Annotated in this window: 15 protein-coding genes; 5 read left to right on the top strand and 10 right to left on the bottom strand. The window is 60.3% G+C overall.

Annotation, left to right across the window (positions count from 1 at the left end; genetic code table 11):
- Positions 1 to 46: 46 nt before the first annotated feature.
- The 7 genes from pcnB to dksA all read right to left on the bottom strand — a co-directional run bounded on the left by pcnB (position 47) and on the right by dksA (position 8,163).
- Positions 47 to 1,402, bottom strand: coding sequence for a polynucleotide adenylyltransferase PcnB (gene pcnB / locus ACMG4N_RS00185; RefSeq protein ID WP_297766899.1), 1,356 nt, complete (start codon positions 1,400 to 1,402; stop codon positions 47 to 49).
- Positions 1,386 to 1,637, bottom strand: a complete 252-nt coding sequence (locus ACMG4N_RS00180) for a hypothetical protein (protein WP_156964890.1) — start codon at positions 1,635 to 1,637, stop codon at positions 1,386 to 1,388. The genes pcnB and ACMG4N_RS00180 overlap by 17 nt, the downstream gene beginning before the upstream one ends.
- A gap of 362 nt (positions 1,638 to 1,999) precedes the next feature.
- The gene (locus tag ACMG4N_RS00175) at positions 2,000 to 3,328 is read right to left on the bottom strand and encodes a sigma-54-dependent transcriptional regulator (protein WP_414432474.1); all 1,329 of its coding nucleotides are present in this window, start codon (positions 3,326 to 3,328) and stop codon (positions 2,000 to 2,002) included.
- Positions 3,329 to 3,372: 44 nt separating this feature from the next.
- Positions 3,373 to 6,324, bottom strand: a complete 2,952-nt coding sequence (locus tag ACMG4N_RS00170) for a sensor histidine kinase (RefSeq protein WP_414433291.1) — start codon at positions 6,322 to 6,324, stop codon at positions 3,373 to 3,375.
- Positions 6,314 to 6,490: a hypothetical protein gene (locus ACMG4N_RS00165; protein WP_007149317.1), complete on the bottom strand. Its 177-nt coding sequence runs from the start codon at positions 6,488 to 6,490 to the stop codon at positions 6,314 to 6,316. Before ACMG4N_RS00165 ends, ACMG4N_RS00170 begins: the two co-directional genes overlap by 11 nt.
- 206 nt (positions 6,491 to 6,696) lie before the next feature.
- Positions 6,697 to 7,584 (bottom strand): tRNA glutamyl-Q(34) synthetase GluQRS, encoded by an 888-nt coding sequence (gluQRS, locus tag ACMG4N_RS00160; RefSeq protein ID WP_297766895.1) that lies wholly within the window; start codon positions 7,582 to 7,584, stop codon positions 6,697 to 6,699.
- A gap of 171 nt (positions 7,585 to 7,755) precedes the next feature.
- Complete coding sequence (gene dksA / locus ACMG4N_RS00155; protein ID WP_052042879.1) at positions 7,756 to 8,163, bottom strand: RNA polymerase-binding protein DksA; 408 nt, start codon at positions 8,161 to 8,163, stop codon at positions 7,756 to 7,758.
- A 64-nt stretch (positions 8,164 to 8,227) separates the two neighbouring features.
- Between dksA and ACMG4N_RS00150 the strand changes: the two genes are divergently transcribed.
- From ACMG4N_RS00150 to sfsA, 4 genes are all read left to right on the top strand, one after another.
- Complete coding sequence (locus ACMG4N_RS00150) at positions 8,228 to 8,443, top strand: hypothetical protein (RefSeq protein ID WP_297766893.1); 216 nt, start codon at positions 8,228 to 8,230, stop codon at positions 8,441 to 8,443.
- Positions 8,444 to 8,446: 3 nt separating this feature from the next.
- Positions 8,447 to 9,004 (top strand): hypothetical protein, encoded by a 558-nt coding sequence (locus ACMG4N_RS00145; protein ID WP_297766891.1) that lies wholly within the window; start codon positions 8,447 to 8,449, stop codon positions 9,002 to 9,004.
- Between the two features lie 122 nt (positions 9,005 to 9,126).
- A complete protein-coding gene (locus tag ACMG4N_RS00140) occupies positions 9,127 to 10,293 on the top strand; it encodes an aminotransferase class I/II-fold pyridoxal phosphate-dependent enzyme (RefSeq protein WP_297766889.1) in 1,167 nt (388 codons plus the stop codon).
- Positions 10,290 to 11,009 (top strand): DNA/RNA nuclease SfsA, encoded by a 720-nt coding sequence (gene sfsA, locus ACMG4N_RS00135; protein ID WP_297766887.1) that lies wholly within the window; start codon positions 10,290 to 10,292, stop codon positions 11,007 to 11,009. The genes ACMG4N_RS00140 and sfsA overlap by 4 nt, the downstream gene beginning before the upstream one ends.
- 288 nt (positions 11,010 to 11,297) lie before the next feature.
- On the opposite strand, the gene ACMG4N_RS00130 is transcribed toward sfsA, so the two are convergent.
- From ACMG4N_RS00130 to ACMG4N_RS00120, 3 genes are all read right to left on the bottom strand, one after another.
- Positions 11,298 to 12,257, bottom strand: a complete 960-nt coding sequence (locus tag ACMG4N_RS00130; protein WP_297766885.1) for a serine/threonine protein kinase — start codon at positions 12,255 to 12,257, stop codon at positions 11,298 to 11,300.
- On the bottom strand, positions 12,254 to 12,586 hold the full coding sequence (locus tag ACMG4N_RS00125) for a Rieske (2Fe-2S) protein (protein ID WP_297766883.1): 333 nt from the start codon (positions 12,584 to 12,586) through the stop codon (positions 12,254 to 12,256). The genes ACMG4N_RS00130 and ACMG4N_RS00125 overlap by 4 nt, the downstream gene beginning before the upstream one ends.
- A 105-nt stretch (positions 12,587 to 12,691) precedes the next feature.
- Complete coding sequence (locus ACMG4N_RS00120; RefSeq protein ID WP_297766882.1) at positions 12,692 to 13,696, bottom strand: adenosine kinase; 1,005 nt, start codon at positions 13,694 to 13,696, stop codon at positions 12,692 to 12,694.
- Positions 13,697 to 13,948: 252 nt separating this feature from the next.
- Here ACMG4N_RS00120 and mrcB point away from each other — a divergent pair, with 252 nt between their 5' ends.
- Positions 13,949 to 16,186: a penicillin-binding protein 1B gene (gene mrcB, locus ACMG4N_RS00115; protein ID WP_232222087.1), complete on the top strand. Its 2,238-nt coding sequence runs from the start codon at positions 13,949 to 13,951 to the stop codon at positions 16,184 to 16,186.
- Positions 16,187 to 16,286 lie beyond the last annotated feature (100 nt).

Here is a 16,286-nt window from a genome sequence, read left to right as displayed (position 1 = left end):
CGGGTTTGCCCTTCGAGACTCGCTCCTTGTCACTCGGCGCTTCTTGTCAGCCTTCCGCTGCCGGTTTCTTGCGCCGGCGCCGGCGTCGCTTGTTGCCGCCACCGCCGGGCTGGTTGCCCAGCTCGCTGATCATCTGGCGGCGGCCCTGCTCATCCTGTTCCTGATAGCGAGTCCACCAGTCGCCGAGCCCGGGTTTGATCTCTTCTGCCTGTTCACGCAGTAACAGGAAATCGTAGGCGGCGCGGAAGCGAGGGTGCTCCATCATGGCGTCAGCACGCTTGCCGGCACGCTTGTCCAGGCGAAGCTGCAGCTCCCACATTTCACGCATCACGGTGGAGAAGCGGCGGGGAATCGCGGTGTGTTTGATCTGGGTGTTGAGGGCGCGAGTGGCGCTCTTGTGCAGGGCCTGGGCCGGCGGCAGGCCGCTGGACAGGTAATGGCCCATGCGTTCCTGAATGATCGGCCACAGCAGTACCGCGTAGATAAAGGCGGGAGTGACCGGTTTGCCATCGGCCAGTCGCTTGTCGGTGTTGTCCATGGCGGCCAGCAGCATGGCTTCCCATATCTGGCCTTTTTCTCCCTCCAGGGCCTGCTGGGTTTCCGGGAACAGGAAGCGGAACAGGCCAAGGCTCTGCAACTGTTCATAGGAATCCCGAGCATGGCCACTGAGGAACAGCTTGAGTACTTCATCAAACAGGCGGGCGGAGGGGACCTGCAACAGCAGCTCCGCCAGGTCGGGAATCGGGTCGCCGGTGGCGGGATCGATATGGAACCCCAACTTGGCGGCGAAGCGGGCAGCGCGCAGCATGCGCACCGGGTCTTCGCGGAAGCGGGTTTCCGGGTCGCCGATCAGGTGAATGACCTGCTCGTCGATGTCATCCAGACTGCCGACGAAATCATGCAGGGTGAAATCGGCAATGTTGTAGTACAGCGCGTTAATGGTGAAATCCCGGCGCAGGGCATCTTCCTCGATACTGCCCCAGGTGTTGTCGCGCAGTACCAGGCCGGTTTCTTCGTGGGCGTGGTGCTGGTCGCGGTCCGGGTTGTCCTCCCGATTCATGGCGCGGAAGGTAGAGACTTCAATGACTTCGCGGCCAAAGCGCACATGCACGATCTGGAAGCGGCGACCAATGATGCGGCTACGCTTGAACAGGCGATTGACCTGTTCCGGCGTGGCATTGGTGCTCACATCGAAATCCTTGGGCTCGCGACCACAGAGAATATCCCGCAGGCAGCCGCCAACCAGGTAGGCTTCAAAGCCCGCCTTGTGCAGGCCATAAAGGACATCCAGCGCAGCGCGGGACACCTGTTTGCGGGAAATGGGATGTTGGTCGCGGGGAATGACTCGCGGTTCGAACGTTCTGCGGTTTTTTAGGGAACCCTTCTTAAACCAGCCAGTCATACGTTCCAGGAACTTGCAGGGCATGCGTCAGTATTAGCCTCAAAGGTGTGCAATAAAGCGGCGATAGTAGCACTTTTTCTGGTTCATTGAGATACTGGCCGACGTTGGCCTGGCCCAGAAAGTAAAAAGGAGCCACAACCGAAGTTGTGACTCCCATATTTTGCGCTGATTCTGTTGTTATTATTGTTTGTGTTGTTTTCTGCCTTGTCGCTGCAATCATCAGTTGCAGCAGCATTGCATCGGCTCGTGAAATTATTCTTCTTCTTTCTTGTTGTTATTGTTGAGCCTGTTACGCCGCTGTTTTTATTGTTTGCTGGCGTGGGATTCATAGTGCCCGTCCCACCGGGGCAATGCAACAAAGAGTGAATTTCTTTTAAAACAATGAGTTAAGAGAGAAACCTAAAACGAACGTAAATAGTTTCCAGGAATGTGTAACCCTGGTGTTACCTGTCTGTGTAGCGCGGTAACACTTGTTGCTGCCTGCGGTCTTTTGCAGGGGAATAGGGGGTGTTTCTCTCCTGCCAAGGTCAGAAGTTTTTTACATAGTCTGGAGCAAAAACCCGTCTCGCCGGTCGTGCAGCAATGACAGGCGGGGTGTTAGCGGCGACTACCGGCTTTTTTGCGGGGAATTCCCAGTCGCTGGCGGCGCTCCCACAGGCTCTTGCGGCTGATGCCCAGTTTCTGGGCCAGTTCGGTCTCGGTCATGCTGTCCTGGTTTTCCATCACGAAGCGGGTGAAGTAATCCTCCAGGGACAGATCTTCGCTGGGATCCAGGCTGGCGCGGCTTACCCGCTGGGGCGTTCGGTTGGGATTCAGGCCCAGCTGTGACGGGCCGATGCCATATTCCTCGGTGAGAATAATGGCCCGCTCAATCACGTTTTCCAGTTCGCGCACATTGCCGGGCCAGCTATAGCCGACCATGGCCTGCCAGGCGGCGTCGGTGAAATAGAGGTCGTGTCGGTTGAGCTTCTCGCAGCCGCGGGCAAGCAGGGCGTTGGCCAGACTTTGCAGATCGTCCTGACGGTCGCGCAGGGGGGGCAGGGTCAGCTCCATGACATTGAGCCGGTAGTACAGATCCTGACGGAAATGACCTTCTGCCACTCGCCCGGGTAAATCCAGCTGGCTGCTGGCAAGAATACGCACGTCAACCTTGCGCGGCGACAGGGAACCCTGGCGGTGGATTTCGTGGTGGGTGAGCAGGGTCAGCAGGCGGCTCTGCACGTCGCTATTCAGCTCGCCCACTTCGTCGAGAAACAGGGTGCCACCATCGGCTTCCTCGATACGCCCGGCGCTGTCTTCATCGCCGAACAGTTCTGTCAGCTGCAGGTTTTTCGGCAGGGCGGCGCACTGCACCGAGATCAGCGGGCCGCCGGCACGCTCACTTTGTTCGTGCAGGGCGCGGGCGGTGAGTTCCTTGCCGGTACCGGATTCGCCCATGATCAAGACCGGTGTATTAGTGGGGCCCACCCGGTGGATGCGATGCTTGAGCTCCTGCATGGCATCACTGTCGCCGATCATGTTGTGTACCGGGTAGCTGCGCTCCATATCCCGTCGCAGGGCGCGATTGCCTCTGTTCAGTCGACCTTCCTTGAGCACACGCTCAACGGCCAGCAGCATTTCATCGTGATCGAACGGTTTGGGGATATAGTCCACCGCACCCTGGCGCATGGCGTCCACCGCAGAACGCAGGCTGGCATAGCTGGTCATGATCAGTACCGGGGTGGTGCCGGCGCTGTCTATCAGGGCGGTGCCGGGCTCGCCGGGCAGACGCAGGTCGCTGATGATGAGATCAAACTGATTGAGGTGCTGTTCCCGGGCCTGCTCCACGGAGTCGGCTTCTGCCACGGAGTGTTCGTGGCGTACCAGCAGTTTGCGCAGGGCGCCGCGAATCACCGGTTCATCTTCAACAATCAGGATGTGGCTCATGTATCGCTGGGTCCTTACTTATCTGGTTGAGCAGGATACTACGTTTACGGCTGCCCGGGGGCAGCGGCTTGTTGCCTGTGCACCGGCAGACTGACCACAAAGCGGGTGCCACCGTTTTCGCTGAGCGGGCTTTCTACCCGGATGGTGCCCTGATGTTCTTCGATAATACTGTACACCAGCGCCAGGCCCAGGCCGGTACCGCGGCCCGGTGGCTTGCTGGTGACGAAGGGTTCGAACAGGGCATCGCGCAATGTATCCGGAATGCCGTGGCCCTGATCCTCCAGCAGAATATCGAGGAAGTCACCGCGTGGCTCACAGTGCACGGTGACTGGCTGCTGGTCTTCGCTGGCATCGGCGGCATTGCCAAGCAGGTTGATGAACACTTGCAGCAAGCGTTGCGGGTCGCCCTTGACCCAGTAGCTTGCCGGGCAGTGATTCTCGAACGGTTGCTGGCGGTGATCCGGGTCCAGCAGCAGCAATGAGATGGCTTCGTCCACGGTATCGCACAGGTTTACCGGTACCTGCTCACTGAGCTTGATACCACCGGAATGACTGAAGGTTACCAGGGATTCCACGATACGCGTGATACGCCGGGTCTGTTCGAGAATCTGGTCGCAGGCCTCCTGCTGTTCCTCCAGGTCGCTGTCTTCATCCAGATTCTGGGTCAGACAGGCAATGGCGGTGACCGGGTTGCCGATTTCGTGGGCCACCCCGGCGGCCAGGCGGCCGATGGAGGCCAGGCGTTCGTTATGAGCCAGGTGCGCTTCCATGTGGCGCAGTTCAGTAATGTCCTCGATTACCAGTACCTGGCCGCCGGCCTGCTCGGCGGTGCCAGCGCCCATCACCTCGGACTTGTGCAGACTCAGCCAGCGTGTCTGGTTTTCCACTTCCAGTGACTGCTGGGGCTGATGGGCATTGTCGTCGTGGCTGAAGCGAGTAAAGAAGTCGCCCCAGGGCGGGTCCAGGTCTGCCAGCCGCGAGCCGATGGTGTCTTCGGCGGTAATGCCGGTGAGGCTTTCCATGGCCCGGTTCCAGCCGATGATTTCCCGGTCGGCGCCCAGGGAAATGACTCCCATGGGCAGCTCCAGCAGGGTCTGACGATGGAAGCGGCGCAGGCCATCCAGTTCCGCCGCCAGCCCGGACAGGCGATCCCGGTACTGTTCGAGACGCGATTCAATGAACTGGATGTCTTCGCTGGAGTGTTGTTCCTCCTCCGGCAGGTAGGGCAGGTGATCGTCGATCAGTTGGTGGGACACCGAGGGGCCGAGCAGGCCGGACAGATTGGTTTCCAGCTGGTCGCGCAGTCGCCGCAGGGCATAGGGGCGGGTTTCCGTGCGTGGCAGGTGCAGATCGCGCAGCGACATTTCCACTTCCCGGGTGGCGGTGATCGGCCCCAGCGGCTGGCTCATGGCATCAATGAAATCGTCCACGCTTTTTGCTTCCAGCTCCCAGCGATAGGGGCGGCGCAGGCTGTCCACGGCACAGGCTTCGGCGGCGTTCTTTTCCGACCGGGACATGGGCGTGACGATGGATACGATGGCGTAGATCAGGGCATTGGCGGTTACCGAGGCGATGGCCACGTGGTGCCACTGGCTGGCGCCGGTCTGGAAACGCATGCCCAGCAGTTCCATCAGTGGCTGGAATTGCCAGTTCGGGTAGGCGATGGGTACCAGTAGCAGCATGACCCATAAGATAAAGCCGACCAGTAGCCCGGCGAAGAGGCCGTTGCGATTGCCGGAGGGCCAGAACAGGGCGCCGATCAGCCCGGGAACGAACTGCAGGGTCGCCACAAAGGTGAGCACGCCCAGTTCCACCAGGGTGTGATCCGTGCCGGTGAAGCGGTAGAACAGATAAGCCAGAGCGAGAATTGCGGCGATCAGAATGCGCCGGGTCCAGAGCAGATTGCGATACAGGTTCTGGCCCTGCAGCGGGCTGGCGGGCAGTACCAGATGATTCAGACACATGCCGGACAGGGCCAGGGTGGCCACGATGAGCATGCCACTGGCGCCGGCAAGCCCGGCGATATAGCCGAGCACCGCGCCGTGACCACCGGTAATCATGCCGATGCCGAGGGCGTAATAATCGGGCGGGGTGGGGGCATTGCCGGCCGCCGCGGCCCACAGGATGACCGGCACGCACAGTGCCATCAGCAGGAACATCAACGGCAGCGCCCAGCTGGCAGTGACCAGCGCGCGCGGGTTCATGTTCTCGGTAAAGGCCATATAGAACATGTGCGGCAGCACCACGGCGGAGACAAAGAACGCCATGATCATGGAATGCCAGGTGCCGTCCTGCAGGGGATAGTAGAGTCGCGCCAGCATTTCCGGGTGGTCATCCAGCCAGGCATTCAGGCTGGAAGGCCCATCGAACACACCGTAAAGGCCGAGCAACGCCACCGCACCGAAGGCCAGCAACTTGATCAGTGATTCCATGGCGATGGCCATCACCAGCCCTTCGTGTTTTTCCCGGGCAGTGGTATGGCGGGCGCCGAACAGGATGGCAAAAATCACCATCATCAGGCAGAACCCGGCGGCCAGATCGCGGGGGTCGGCGGTGCCACTGAGTATCTGGATCGACTCGGCTACGGCCTTGAGTTGCAGGGCCAGCAGGGGCAGTACCCCGATCAGCATGATGATGGTGGTCATGGCCCCGGCCAGCCGGCTGCGGTAGCGGAAGGCGAACAGGTCAGCCAGGGAGCTGAGCTGATAGGTGGTGGTCAGTCTGAGGATCGGTGCCAGCAGAATGGGGGCGAGCAGAAACACCCCGGAGATACCCAGAAAATAGGACAGGAAGTTGTAGCCGTACTGGTAGGCGTAGCCCACTGACCCGTATACCGCCCAGGCACTGGCATAGACCCCCAGTGACAGCACGTAGACCGCCGGGTGACGTACCCAGTGAGCGGGCAACCAGCCACGCTCGGTGATCCAGGCCACCGCAAACAGAAACAGCAGGTAGCAACCGGCAATCAGGATCAGATCGCTGACACTATAGACCATCGACATCCTTGCTCTTGGCAATCCAGTAGCTCAGGGCGATCAGGCCCAGCCAGATCAGATAGGGGCGATACCAGGCGCGCCCACCTTCACTCCACCAGTCGATGATGGCGGGGGAAAGCAGATAAGTGCCGAGAATAAAGATGATCAGCAGTCGGTCGGTATACATAGGTGGTTTAACCCCTCCGGGCCGATGAGCATACGCCAGGGGGTGGGGCGTGTAAAAGCGAGGACAGCGGCAAGTTACAAGCTACAAGTTTCAAGCTGCAAGGCGCGGGATGTGTATTTGTGTTCTGGTCGGCTGTCTCCGCGCTTATACCGTTAAAGGCGGGCACAGCATTTGCTGTGGGTTTTCCCCGGTTCGAGTTAGAACCTTCAGCTTGTAGCTTGCAACTCCTCTGGCAATGGTTGCTGGCGGCCGGCTGGCCACTGGTGATCGGGGTAGTGTGCTGTGCCCCATGCCAGAAGTGCTGCCGGGCTTGCGCCTTGCAAGTCTGAGGGTGGCTGAAGGCCCAGGCAGTGAAGGGCGGCGGTAAGTAACCGGCTGGCCCGAGCGGGGTCCAGGGCTTCACTACCCGCGGACTTGGACAACTTCAGGTTCCGGCCATCGGTGACTACCGGTAAATGCGCATACTCAGGTGCCGGCCTGCCCAGGCATTCCAGTAGCCAGCGCTGGCGCAGGGTGGAATCGAGCAGGTCGGCGCCCCGCAACACATGGGTAATGCCCTCATCCGCATCGTCCAGGGCGCAGGCCAGTTGATAACCGAACAGGCCGTCGCGACGACGAATGACGAAGGCGCCACCATCGTGTTGCAGATTGTTGATGATGGCTCCCTGAATACCATCCTGGTAGATCAGCTCTCGATCGGGAACCTGGAGGCGGATGGCGGTATCGGTGGCCGGTGGCACAGCGGCGCTGATGCCGGGATGGTTGTGATTCAGAGTGGCCAGTTGTTTGCGGGTCAGGCGACAGTGGAAGGCATGGCCGCTGTCGAGTAGGGTCTCCACTGCCTGCTGATAGCCGCTGTGCCGCTGGCTCTGGTAACGCACCGGGCCATCCCAAAACAGCCCGAAGCTTTCCAGCTGACGCAGGATGGCATCGGCGGCCCCAGGCATTTCCCGGGGCGGATCCAGATCATCCACCCGCACCAGCCATTCCCCACCCGCATGGCGCGCTTCCAGCCAACTGGCCAGCGCAGCCACCAGCGACCCGAAATGCAGGGGCCCGGAGGGGGTGGGGGCGAAACGTCCGCGATAGGTCATAAAGGCAGTTAATAGTGAATAGTTAACAGTTAATAGTTGCGCGAAATACGGTTAACAGTAGTTTAAAAACGAGGAAGCCGCGTCCAAACTTGTTCGCGGCTTCCAGCATTTCAAGAACAAAAGCCCGCTACCGCGAGCTATTAACTGTTCACTGTTAACTATTCACTGGTCTTACCCTGCCAGCTGCTTTTCCTTGATCTCCGCCAGTTCCTTGCAGTCGATGCACAGGTCGGCGGTGGGACGGGCTTCCAGGCGGCGGATGCCGATTTCGATGCCACAGGCTTCGCAGAAGCCGTAATCGTCCTTGTCGACCAGATCCAGAGTCTTCTCGATCTTCTTCAGCAGCTTGCGCTCGCGATCGCGGGTACGCAGTTCCAGGGCAAATTCTTCTTCCTGGGTGGCGCGGTCTGCCGGGTCGGGCAGGTTGGCCTGCTCGTCCTGCAGATGGTGCATGGTGCGATCGGCTTCTTCCATCAACTCCTGGCGCCAGGCCAGCAGAATCTGGCGGAAGTGTTCGCGTTGCTTCTCGTTCATGTACTCCTCGTTTTTGGCTGGCATGTAGGGCTTGAAGCCGTGCATTTGAGCCTGCGAGGCGGATGAGGCGGTTTTCTTTTTCACGTTTGCTTTTACCTGAGCAGAAGAGATGGATCGGCTCGGCGAAGTCCCTTTGCCGGCAGTCGCGCTCCGTGCGTTACCGGTATTCGATGCGTCTCTGGCAGCGGCCCGGGCCGCTGCCGATGCCTTCCCGGAGGTAGGCAATTTTGTTCTAGGTGCAGCGGGTGCTGCTTTTTTGGCTGCCGTTCTTTTGGCAGCGGGCTTGCTGGCCTTCGCTGACTTGGCGTTGGCAGCAGTGGATTGAGGCTTGCTGGTGGCCGGCTTCGCCGCAGGTTTGCTGGCCGCTTTTTTGGCGACGGGCTTACTGGCTGGCGCTTTCACTGCGGTTTTTTTGACCGGTGCTTTCTTCGCGACGGCTTTCTTTGCAGCGGGTTTCGCTGCAGGCTTTGCGGTGACGGCTTTCTTCGCCGGTGCCGTTTTTTTGGCGACCGCTTTTTTGGGAGTGGTTTTTTTCACAGAGGCCTTCTTGGCCGGCGCCTTTTTAGCGGCAGGCTTGGTGGCGGGTTTCTTTACGGCAGCTTTTTTGGCTGCGGTTTTGGCTGGGGCCTTTTTGGCCGCAGGCTTTGCTGTCACCTTTTTCGCCGCTGCTTTCTTGGCCGGAGCCTTCTTCACGGCAGCCTTCTTGGCTGGCGCCTTGCGGGCAGCGGTCGATGTAGTGGCTTTCTTGCTGCTGGAAGCAGACCCGGTAGTTTGTTTTTTAGCCGCCTTTTTCGGGGCTTTCTTTTTGCCGGTGGCCATTTTGAGTAACTCCCTTAGCATCTTCTCGACTCTCTATCCTGTCCCACTATCCCTGGGGCCCGCTTGATATAACCAGGCACGGGCGTAATGTAATCTTTTGACCTTACCCCGTCCGGGTAAGTCTTGTCACCAGTTGGTGAAAATCTGGCCGATTATAGCCATGCCACCCTTATAGGAAAGAGGAATCTTGTGATAACGCTGTCGCACTTTGCCGAGCAGATCCCGCCCTTCCATGTTATGGCGCTGCTGGAGCGAGCCCAGCAACTGGCTGCTCAGGGGCACGATGTGATTCATCTGGAAGTGGGGGAGCCGGATTTTGAAACGCCGGCACCGGTGTTGGAAGCCATAGCTGCCGCCACCCGTGATCGCGGGACTGGCTACACGCCGGCGGCAGGTCTCCCTGCTTTGCGCCAGGCTATTGCGGATGACTACCGGGAGCGGTTTTCCGCTACCGTCTCACCGGCGCAGATCGTGGTGACGCCAGGCGCTTCGGGGGCGTTGCAATTGGCACTGGCGGCCCTGATCAATCCCGGTGACGGCGTATTGCTGAGCGATCCGGGCTACCCCTGCAATCGCCAGTTCGTGAATCTGGTGGGAGGGAAACCCCAGCCGCTGGTATTAAAGGCAGAGGATGACTTCACCCTGACGGCCAGTGAGTTGCTGGCGGCCTGGCAACCGGATACCCGTTTGGCCATGGTGGCCAGCCCGGATAATCCCACCGGCAATATGCTGTCACTGGATACGCTGCAGGCCATGGCTGAGGGGGCGGTGCAGCAAGGTGGTCTGCTGCTGGTGGACGAAATCTATCAGGGCCTCTGTTATCGCGGGCCGGCGCAATCGGTGTTGTCGCGAACCGATCAGGTGCTGGTGATCAACAGCTTCAGTAAATATTTCTGCATGACCGGTTGGCGGCTGGGCTGGCTGGTGGCGCCGGAGCCGTTGGTGCCGGCCATTGAGCGGCTGGCACAGAATCTGTTTCTGGCGCCCTCCACCCCGGCGCAATACGGAGCGCTTGCCGCTCTGCAGGAGCCTTCCCTGACGATCCTGGAGCAGCGCCATCAGCTGTTTGCCCGCCGCCGCCAGTGTCTGCTCAATGGGCTTGCCCATCTGAAGTTGCCGGTGGTGTCCAAGGCTGACGGCGCTTTCTATGTCTATGTGGATGTGAGCGACTGGACCAACGACAGCTTTGCTTTCTGTGCAGACCTGCTGGAAAAGGAAAAGGTGGCCATGACGCCGGGTCTGGATTTCGGTGATGGCCATGATCACCATCGCTATGTTCGCCTGGCCTATACCTGTGCCGAGTCCCGTCTTGTTGATGCCCTGCACCGGTTGGGCCACTACCTGGAGTCCCTGTGAAGTTTTCTCCTCACCTGGAAACGGTCACGCTACTGCGACGCTACAAGCGGTTTATGGCTGATGTAGTGCGCGCCGATGGCACTGAAATGACCGTGCACTGCGCCAACACAGGCTCCATGAAAAACTGCGTACTCGGTGAGCCCCAGCAGGCGCTGATTTCCGACAGTGGTAATCCCAAGCGCAAATATCGACACACCCTGGAGGCGCTGCAGGTGGGCCATGGCCACTGGGCCGGGGTCAATACCAGCCGACCCAATGCGCTGGTGGAAGAGGCGGTCCGCGCCGGCCATGTTGACGCACTGAGCCCTGGCACCGGCGTGGAACGGGAAGTGAAATACGGTGACAGCCGCTTTGATCTGGCATTGGGGGAGCGCAGCGACCCCCACACCTTTATCGAGGTGAAAAACGTCACCCTGGGGCCGGGGCCCGATGACACCGATGATGGCATGATTGCCTTTCCGGATTCCGTCACCGTGCGCGGCCAGAAACATCTGCTGACGCTGATGGACGTGGTGGCATCCGGAAAGCGGGCGGTACTGTTTTTCTGTGTGCAGCACAGTGGCGCGACCGCTGCCCGGCCAGCGGATGAGATTGATGCCCGTTACGGGGAACTGCTGCGTGAAGCCGTGCAGAAGGGGGTAGAAGTGCTGGCATGGAAGGTGGCGATATCCGCCGATGGTTTCGAACTGGAAAAACCCTTGCCGATTCGGATGTAGGAGTTCCTCTCGAGGGACGAACCACGCGTTAGCGTGGGAAACGCCTCAGAGGCTCCCAAGCCATTAACGCCGTTGCTGTCGTGATCGGGTAGCCCCTGCCTCGCCTTTTCCCTCGCCTGGGCTCGGGTTCGTCCCTCGAGAGGAATTATTCGCTTCGCTCACCCTTCGGGCCGCACGGAACTACGTGCGTTACTCCGCTGCGCTACGTTCCTACAGCGGCGTTGTAGAAAACACGGTGCCAGCCCTATCGCGCCGCGAGCGACGCGCCTACAGAAAGTCGCTGTTCCTCTACAGCGGGGCCTGCAAGCTGCGCAGTTGCTGCTGCAATAACTCCACCTGTATCCGCCAGTAGTTCATCGATTCAAACCAGGGAAAGGCGGGCGGAAAGGCAGGGTCATCCCAGCGTTTGGCCAGCCAGGCGTCGTAGCAGATGATGCGGCGTGTGCGTAATGGCTCGATCAGGGAAACCTGCTGCCAGGGGAAGGGCAGAAAGGTGTCATAACCGCTGGCGAGGACGCGTAGCTGATGTTGTTGTTCGTCCTGTTCGCCGGACAGCAGCATCCAGAGATCCTGCATGGCTGGCGCGCGCAGGCTGTCGTCCAGATCCACAAAATGCGGTTTGTCATCGCGCCACAGGATGTTGCCGGTATGGCAGTCGCCATGCACATTGAGCAGCGGGAAATCCACATCGCGCAGGCGTTGTTCGATGGCTTCCAGCAGTTGGCCCGAGACATCCCGATACTGGCTGCGGTAATTCAGATCTACCACGTCATTGATCAGAAAGGTGCTGGCGGCACGAATATCGGCGACCGGGTCCATGGTGTGGCGGAGCTGATAGGGGCGGTCGCTGCCGCAGGCATGCCAGCGTGCCAGGGTGCGGCCGAGTTGTTCCAGATGGTTGTCGTTGTCCAGCTCTGGCGCGTGGCCGCCCGCTCTGCGGAACACCGCAAAGGCAAAGCCGTCGCAGTGGAACAGGGTGGTGCCATTCTTTTCGATGGGGGCAACCACGGGCAGGTCCCGCTCCACCAGGAACAGGCTGAAGGCGTGCTCTTCGAGAATCTGTTCGTCGCTCCAGCGCTGCGGGCGGTAGAACTTGACGATTACCGGCGGGCCCTCTTCCTGGCCCACCTGGTATACCCGGTTTTCGAAGCTGTTCAGTTGCAGCAGGCGTCCGTCGCTGAGGAAGCCGGCGGCGTCTACCGCATCCAGCATGTAATCCGGGGTAAGGTCATCAAAGGGGTGGCTCATGCCGGTTGTGTTACCTCGCCTAGCCAGACTTCATCGCCGCGAACTTCCAGGGGAACCGGGATCAGCTTGTCGCCGCTGCAGGGGCCGGACAGGCAATCACCTGTATCAATGTCGAACAGGGCGCCGTGGTTGGCGCACATGAGAAACTGGTTGTCGCCATCCATGAACTGGTCAGGCATGAAGTTCAGTTCGATGCCCAGGTGCGGGCACCAGTTGATGTAAGCGTGAATCTGTCCATCAAATTTGACCACGATGACGGGCTGGCCGTCTTTCTGAAATTCCCGCGCGCTCTCGTGTTCGATGTCGTTCACGTTGCAGATGTGTTCCATGGCGTACCTGTGTGCTGTTCATCGGGCGGGGTGCAGCACATCCCCGCCGTTGTTGGGTCAGGCAGAGATGGCTTGAGGCCATGTCTGCCCTTCGCTAAGTGGCGATTAGTCGCCAAGGACGGTCTGACGCATTTCCTGATGCACGTCCGCAGAAAGGCGTGGGCCGAATTCGGTCACCAGCCGGGCGGCGGCGGCAGAGGCCAGCTTGCCGGCAGCGGCAAAATCGTGGCCGTGGGTGATGGCGTACAGGAAGGCACCGGCAAACATGTCGCCGGCACCGTTACTGTCGATGGCCTTCACCGGCACCGGATCGATGTGATGCGTCTGTTCGCCATCCCACACCAGCGCGCCTTTGGCGCCCAGGGTGATGACGGCGGAACGGCATACGGTCTTGAGCTTTTCCAGCGCCGCTTCCGGGCTGTCGGTATCGGTATAGCTGGTGGCTTCGGCATCGTTGCAGAACAGCAGGTCCACGCCGTCGCCCAGCATGTCGGACAGGCCGTCCTTGAAGAACTGCACCATGGCCGGGTCAGAGAAAGTCAGTGAGGTTTTCACGCCATGCTTCTCGGCCAGCTGGCGCAGTTTGATGGCCGCCGCCCGGGAGCTGTCACCGCTGACCAGATAACCCTCCAGGTACACATAGTGGCTGGCGGCGATGGCGGCTTCGTCCAGCTCCGCCTCGGAAACCTGACTGGAAATACCCAGATAGGTATTCATGGTGCGTTCCGCATCCGGCGTCAGCATGACCAGACATTTGCCGGAAATGCCGCTGTCGCGGCTGCCGTTCATGTTGGTATCGACGCCGGCGGCGGTCAGATCGTTGACAAAGATGTCGCCGGTGGCGTCGTCCGCTACCTTGCAGGCGTAGTAGCTGTTGCCACCGAAGTAGCGGGTGGCGACCACGGTGTTGCAGGCAGAACCGCCGCTGGTTTGTTTATGAGGCTCGGCTTCGTCGGCCAGAGCAGCGATCAGCTCCGCCTGACGGGCTTCGTCCACCAGGGTCATCAGGCCCTTGCCTACCTCCATGCGCTCAAGGAAGGCGTCGCTGACCTCGATTTCTGTATCCACCAGGGCGTTGCCGAGGGCATAAACGTCGTATTTTTTCGTCATGGAGGCTCCGTCTTTCGGTTCGGATAAGCAAGGGCGGCTATTATGGGCGCCCCGGGTCAGGTTGCAAAATTTACTCAAATCACTGTGAAGGGAACGGATAAGGCAAGAGAGACTCATAAAACACTCACACTTTTCTCTATACTCCCTGCCATGGCGAAAAAAGCGAAAAAGTCCCCCGCGCGATCGCGGCGGCAACCGAATCGAAAAAAACGCAGCAGCGGACAACCACGTCGCTGGTTCAGCTGGTCCTTTGTGGGCAAGGCCGCGTTGGTGTGCCTGGTGCTGGGGGCTGCGGGACTGGCCTACCTGGATGCGCTGGTACGCGAGCGTTTTGATGCCCATGTCTGGCAGTTGCCGGCACGGGTGTATGCGCGCCCGGTAGAGCTTTATGAAGGCCGCGTACTGTCCCGCGAGGACATGCTCAAGTTGCTGGATCTGATGCGCTATCGGCGCGACTCCCGGGCGGCTACCCCTGGCAGCTATGCGGTGCAGGGCAACAGCTTGCTGCTGCATACCCGTGGTTTCAACGACAGTGATGGCGGCGAAAAGGCGGAGCGGATCCGGTTAAGTCTGTCTGGTGGTCAGGTTCGGTCCCTGGAGGCCGGCGGTGATCGGCTGGCACGCCTGGAGCCGTTGCAGATCGGCAGTATTCATCCCCAGCATGCGGAAGACCGGGTGCTGGTGCCGTTGGACAAGGTACCGCCGCTACTGGTGGAGATGCTGATTGCCACCGAGGACCAGGCCTTCTACGACCACCATGGCATTTCCCTGCGCGGTCTGGCCCGGGCCATGCTGGCGAATGTCAAAGCCGGGCGGCTGGTTCAGGGTGGCAGCACCCTGACACAGCAACTGGTGAAAAATTTCTGGCTTACCTCAGAGCGCACCCTGTCACGCAAGCTCCTGGAAATGCCCATGGCCATGCTGCTGGAGCTGCATTACAGCAAGGAGCAGATTCTCGAGGCATACCTCAACGAAGTGTACCTGGGGCAGGACGGAGCCCGGGCCATTCATGGCATGGGGCTGGGCGCCCAGTTCCTGTTCGGTCGACCTCTGGAAGAACTGGAACCCCATCATCTGGCCACTCTGGTGGCGCTGCTCAAGGGGCCCAGCTGGTATGACCCGCGCCGCCACCCGGAGCGCTCCCTGGAGCGTCGCAACACGGTATTGAAGGTGGCACTGAATGAGGGGGCGCTGTCGAAAGCGGATTACGACAAATACAGTAACCGCTCCCTGGAAGTGGTGCCGCGTGGTGCCTCCGCGCTTTATGCATTCCCCGCCTTCATTGATCTGGTAAGGCGGCAGCTGGCTCGGGATTACCCGCCGGAGGTGCTCAGTGATGAGGGGCTACGTATTCACTCCACCCTGGATGTGCTGGCCCAGCTCGCTGCCGAAGGGGCGCTGAGCGATCATCTCGACCGCCGCGATCCTGACGAAAGCAAAAAACTTAATGGTGCGGTGGTAGTGGTGGCGCCCGCCCAGGGCGATGTGCTGGCGCTGGTCAGCAATCGCAGCTCCCGGGAGGCCGGTTTCAACCGGGCCCTGGATGCCCAGCGCCCGATCGGCTCCCTGGCCAAGCCGGCGGTGGTGCTGTCGGCGGTGAGCCAGCCCAAGCAATGGTCCCTGGCTACCCTGGTGGAAGACGGGCCCGTGGAAGTCACGCTGCCCAATGGCACGACCTGGTCGCCGCAGAACTTCGACAATCAGTCCCGTGGCGCCATGCCGGTGGTGGATGTGCTGACCTATTCGCGCAATCAGGGCACCGCTCGCCTGGGGCTGGATGTGGGCCTGGACAAGGTGGCTGGCACCATGAATACCCTGGGGGTGACCCGCAATATTCCCCTTTACCCGAGTATTCTGCTGGGAAGCCTGGAATTGACCCCGTTCGAGGTGGCGATGATGTATCAGCCTCTTTCAACGGGTGGGTTCAGCACTCGCCTGCGCTCCATTACCGATGTGCTCGACAAGGAAGCCAAGCCGCTGGCCCGTTACCCGGTCAATACCGACGAGGTGGTGGATGCCGGCCCGGCCTTCCTGACCCAGTGGGCCATGCAGCAGGTAGTCGAGAAAGGGACCGGCCGTGCCGCCCGGGCGTCATTGCCGCAGGACCTCAAGGTGGCAGGCAAGACCGGCACCAGTAATGATTTCCGTGACGCCTGGTTTGCCGGTTTCTCTGCCAACCATCTGGCGGTAGTCTGGGTGGGCCGGGATGATAACCGCAATGCGGGTATTACCGGCTCCAGCGGTGCCTTGCCGGTATGGGCGCAGCTGATGGGTAAACTCCCCCAGCGCAGCCTGTCGCAGACGCCGCCTGCCGGCGTGGACTGGGTATGGATGAACCCGGATGGCAAGCGCGTTAGTGCTGAGGGGTGCGGCGATGCCCGTCGCTACCCGATGCTGGAAGCCTCGATTCCCCAGGACAGCGACGGCTGTGGCTCGGTAAAAGAAGCCGGGAAAGGCATCAAGGGCTGGTTCAAGGGGCTGTTTGACTAGCGTTGCAGCAAACTTTTACCACTGAGAACACAGCGTTCGATAAGGCCGGTCCCGGTTACAGCTGCAGATCGTCTGCATTCCCAGCCGGGTCTTGCCGTGG

This window comes from Alcanivorax sp. IL2, from assembly GCF_047495475.1.
In the GTDB taxonomy this organism is placed as follows: domain Bacteria; phylum Pseudomonadota; class Gammaproteobacteria; order Pseudomonadales; family Alcanivoracaceae; genus Alcanivorax.
This window is presented reverse-complemented; position numbering and strand designations above follow the sequence as displayed.

Coding starts and splice junctions, on each gene's coding strand:
- ACMG4N_RS00130 (WP_297766885.1), bottom strand. CDS start 12,257: ATGAGCCACCCCTTTGATGACCTTACCCCGGATTACATGCTGGATGCG.
- ACMG4N_RS00170 (WP_414433291.1), bottom strand. CDS start 6,324: ATGGTCTATAGTGTCAGCGATCTGATCCTGATTGCCGGTTGCTACCTG.
- ACMG4N_RS00125 (WP_297766883.1), bottom strand. CDS start 12,586: ATGGAACACATCTGCAACGTGAACGACATCGAACACGAGAGCGCGCGG.
- gluQRS (WP_297766895.1), bottom strand. CDS start 7,584: ATGACCTATCGCGGACGTTTCGCCCCCACCCCCTCCGGGCCCCTGCAT.
- ACMG4N_RS00180 (WP_156964890.1), bottom strand. CDS start 1,637: ATGCTGCTGCAACTGATGATTGCAGCGACAAGGCAGAAAACAACACAA.
- ACMG4N_RS00120 (WP_297766882.1), bottom strand. CDS start 13,696: ATGACGAAAAAATACGACGTTTATGCCCTCGGCAACGCCCTGGTGGAT.
- pcnB (WP_297766899.1), bottom strand. CDS start 1,402: ATGACTGGCTGGTTTAAGAAGGGTTCCCTAAAAAACCGCAGAACGTTC.
- ACMG4N_RS00165 (WP_007149317.1), bottom strand. CDS start 6,490: ATGTATACCGACCGACTGCTGATCATCTTTATTCTCGGCACTTATCTG.
- ACMG4N_RS00150 (WP_297766893.1), top strand. CDS start 8,228: ATGGATCGGCTCGGCGAAGTCCCTTTGCCGGCAGTCGCGCTCCGTGCG.
- ACMG4N_RS00175 (WP_414432474.1), bottom strand. CDS start 3,328: ATGAGCCACATCCTGATTGTTGAAGATGAACCGGTGATTCGCGGCGCC.
- dksA (WP_052042879.1), bottom strand. CDS start 8,163: ATGCACGGCTTCAAGCCCTACATGCCAGCCAAAAACGAGGAGTACATG.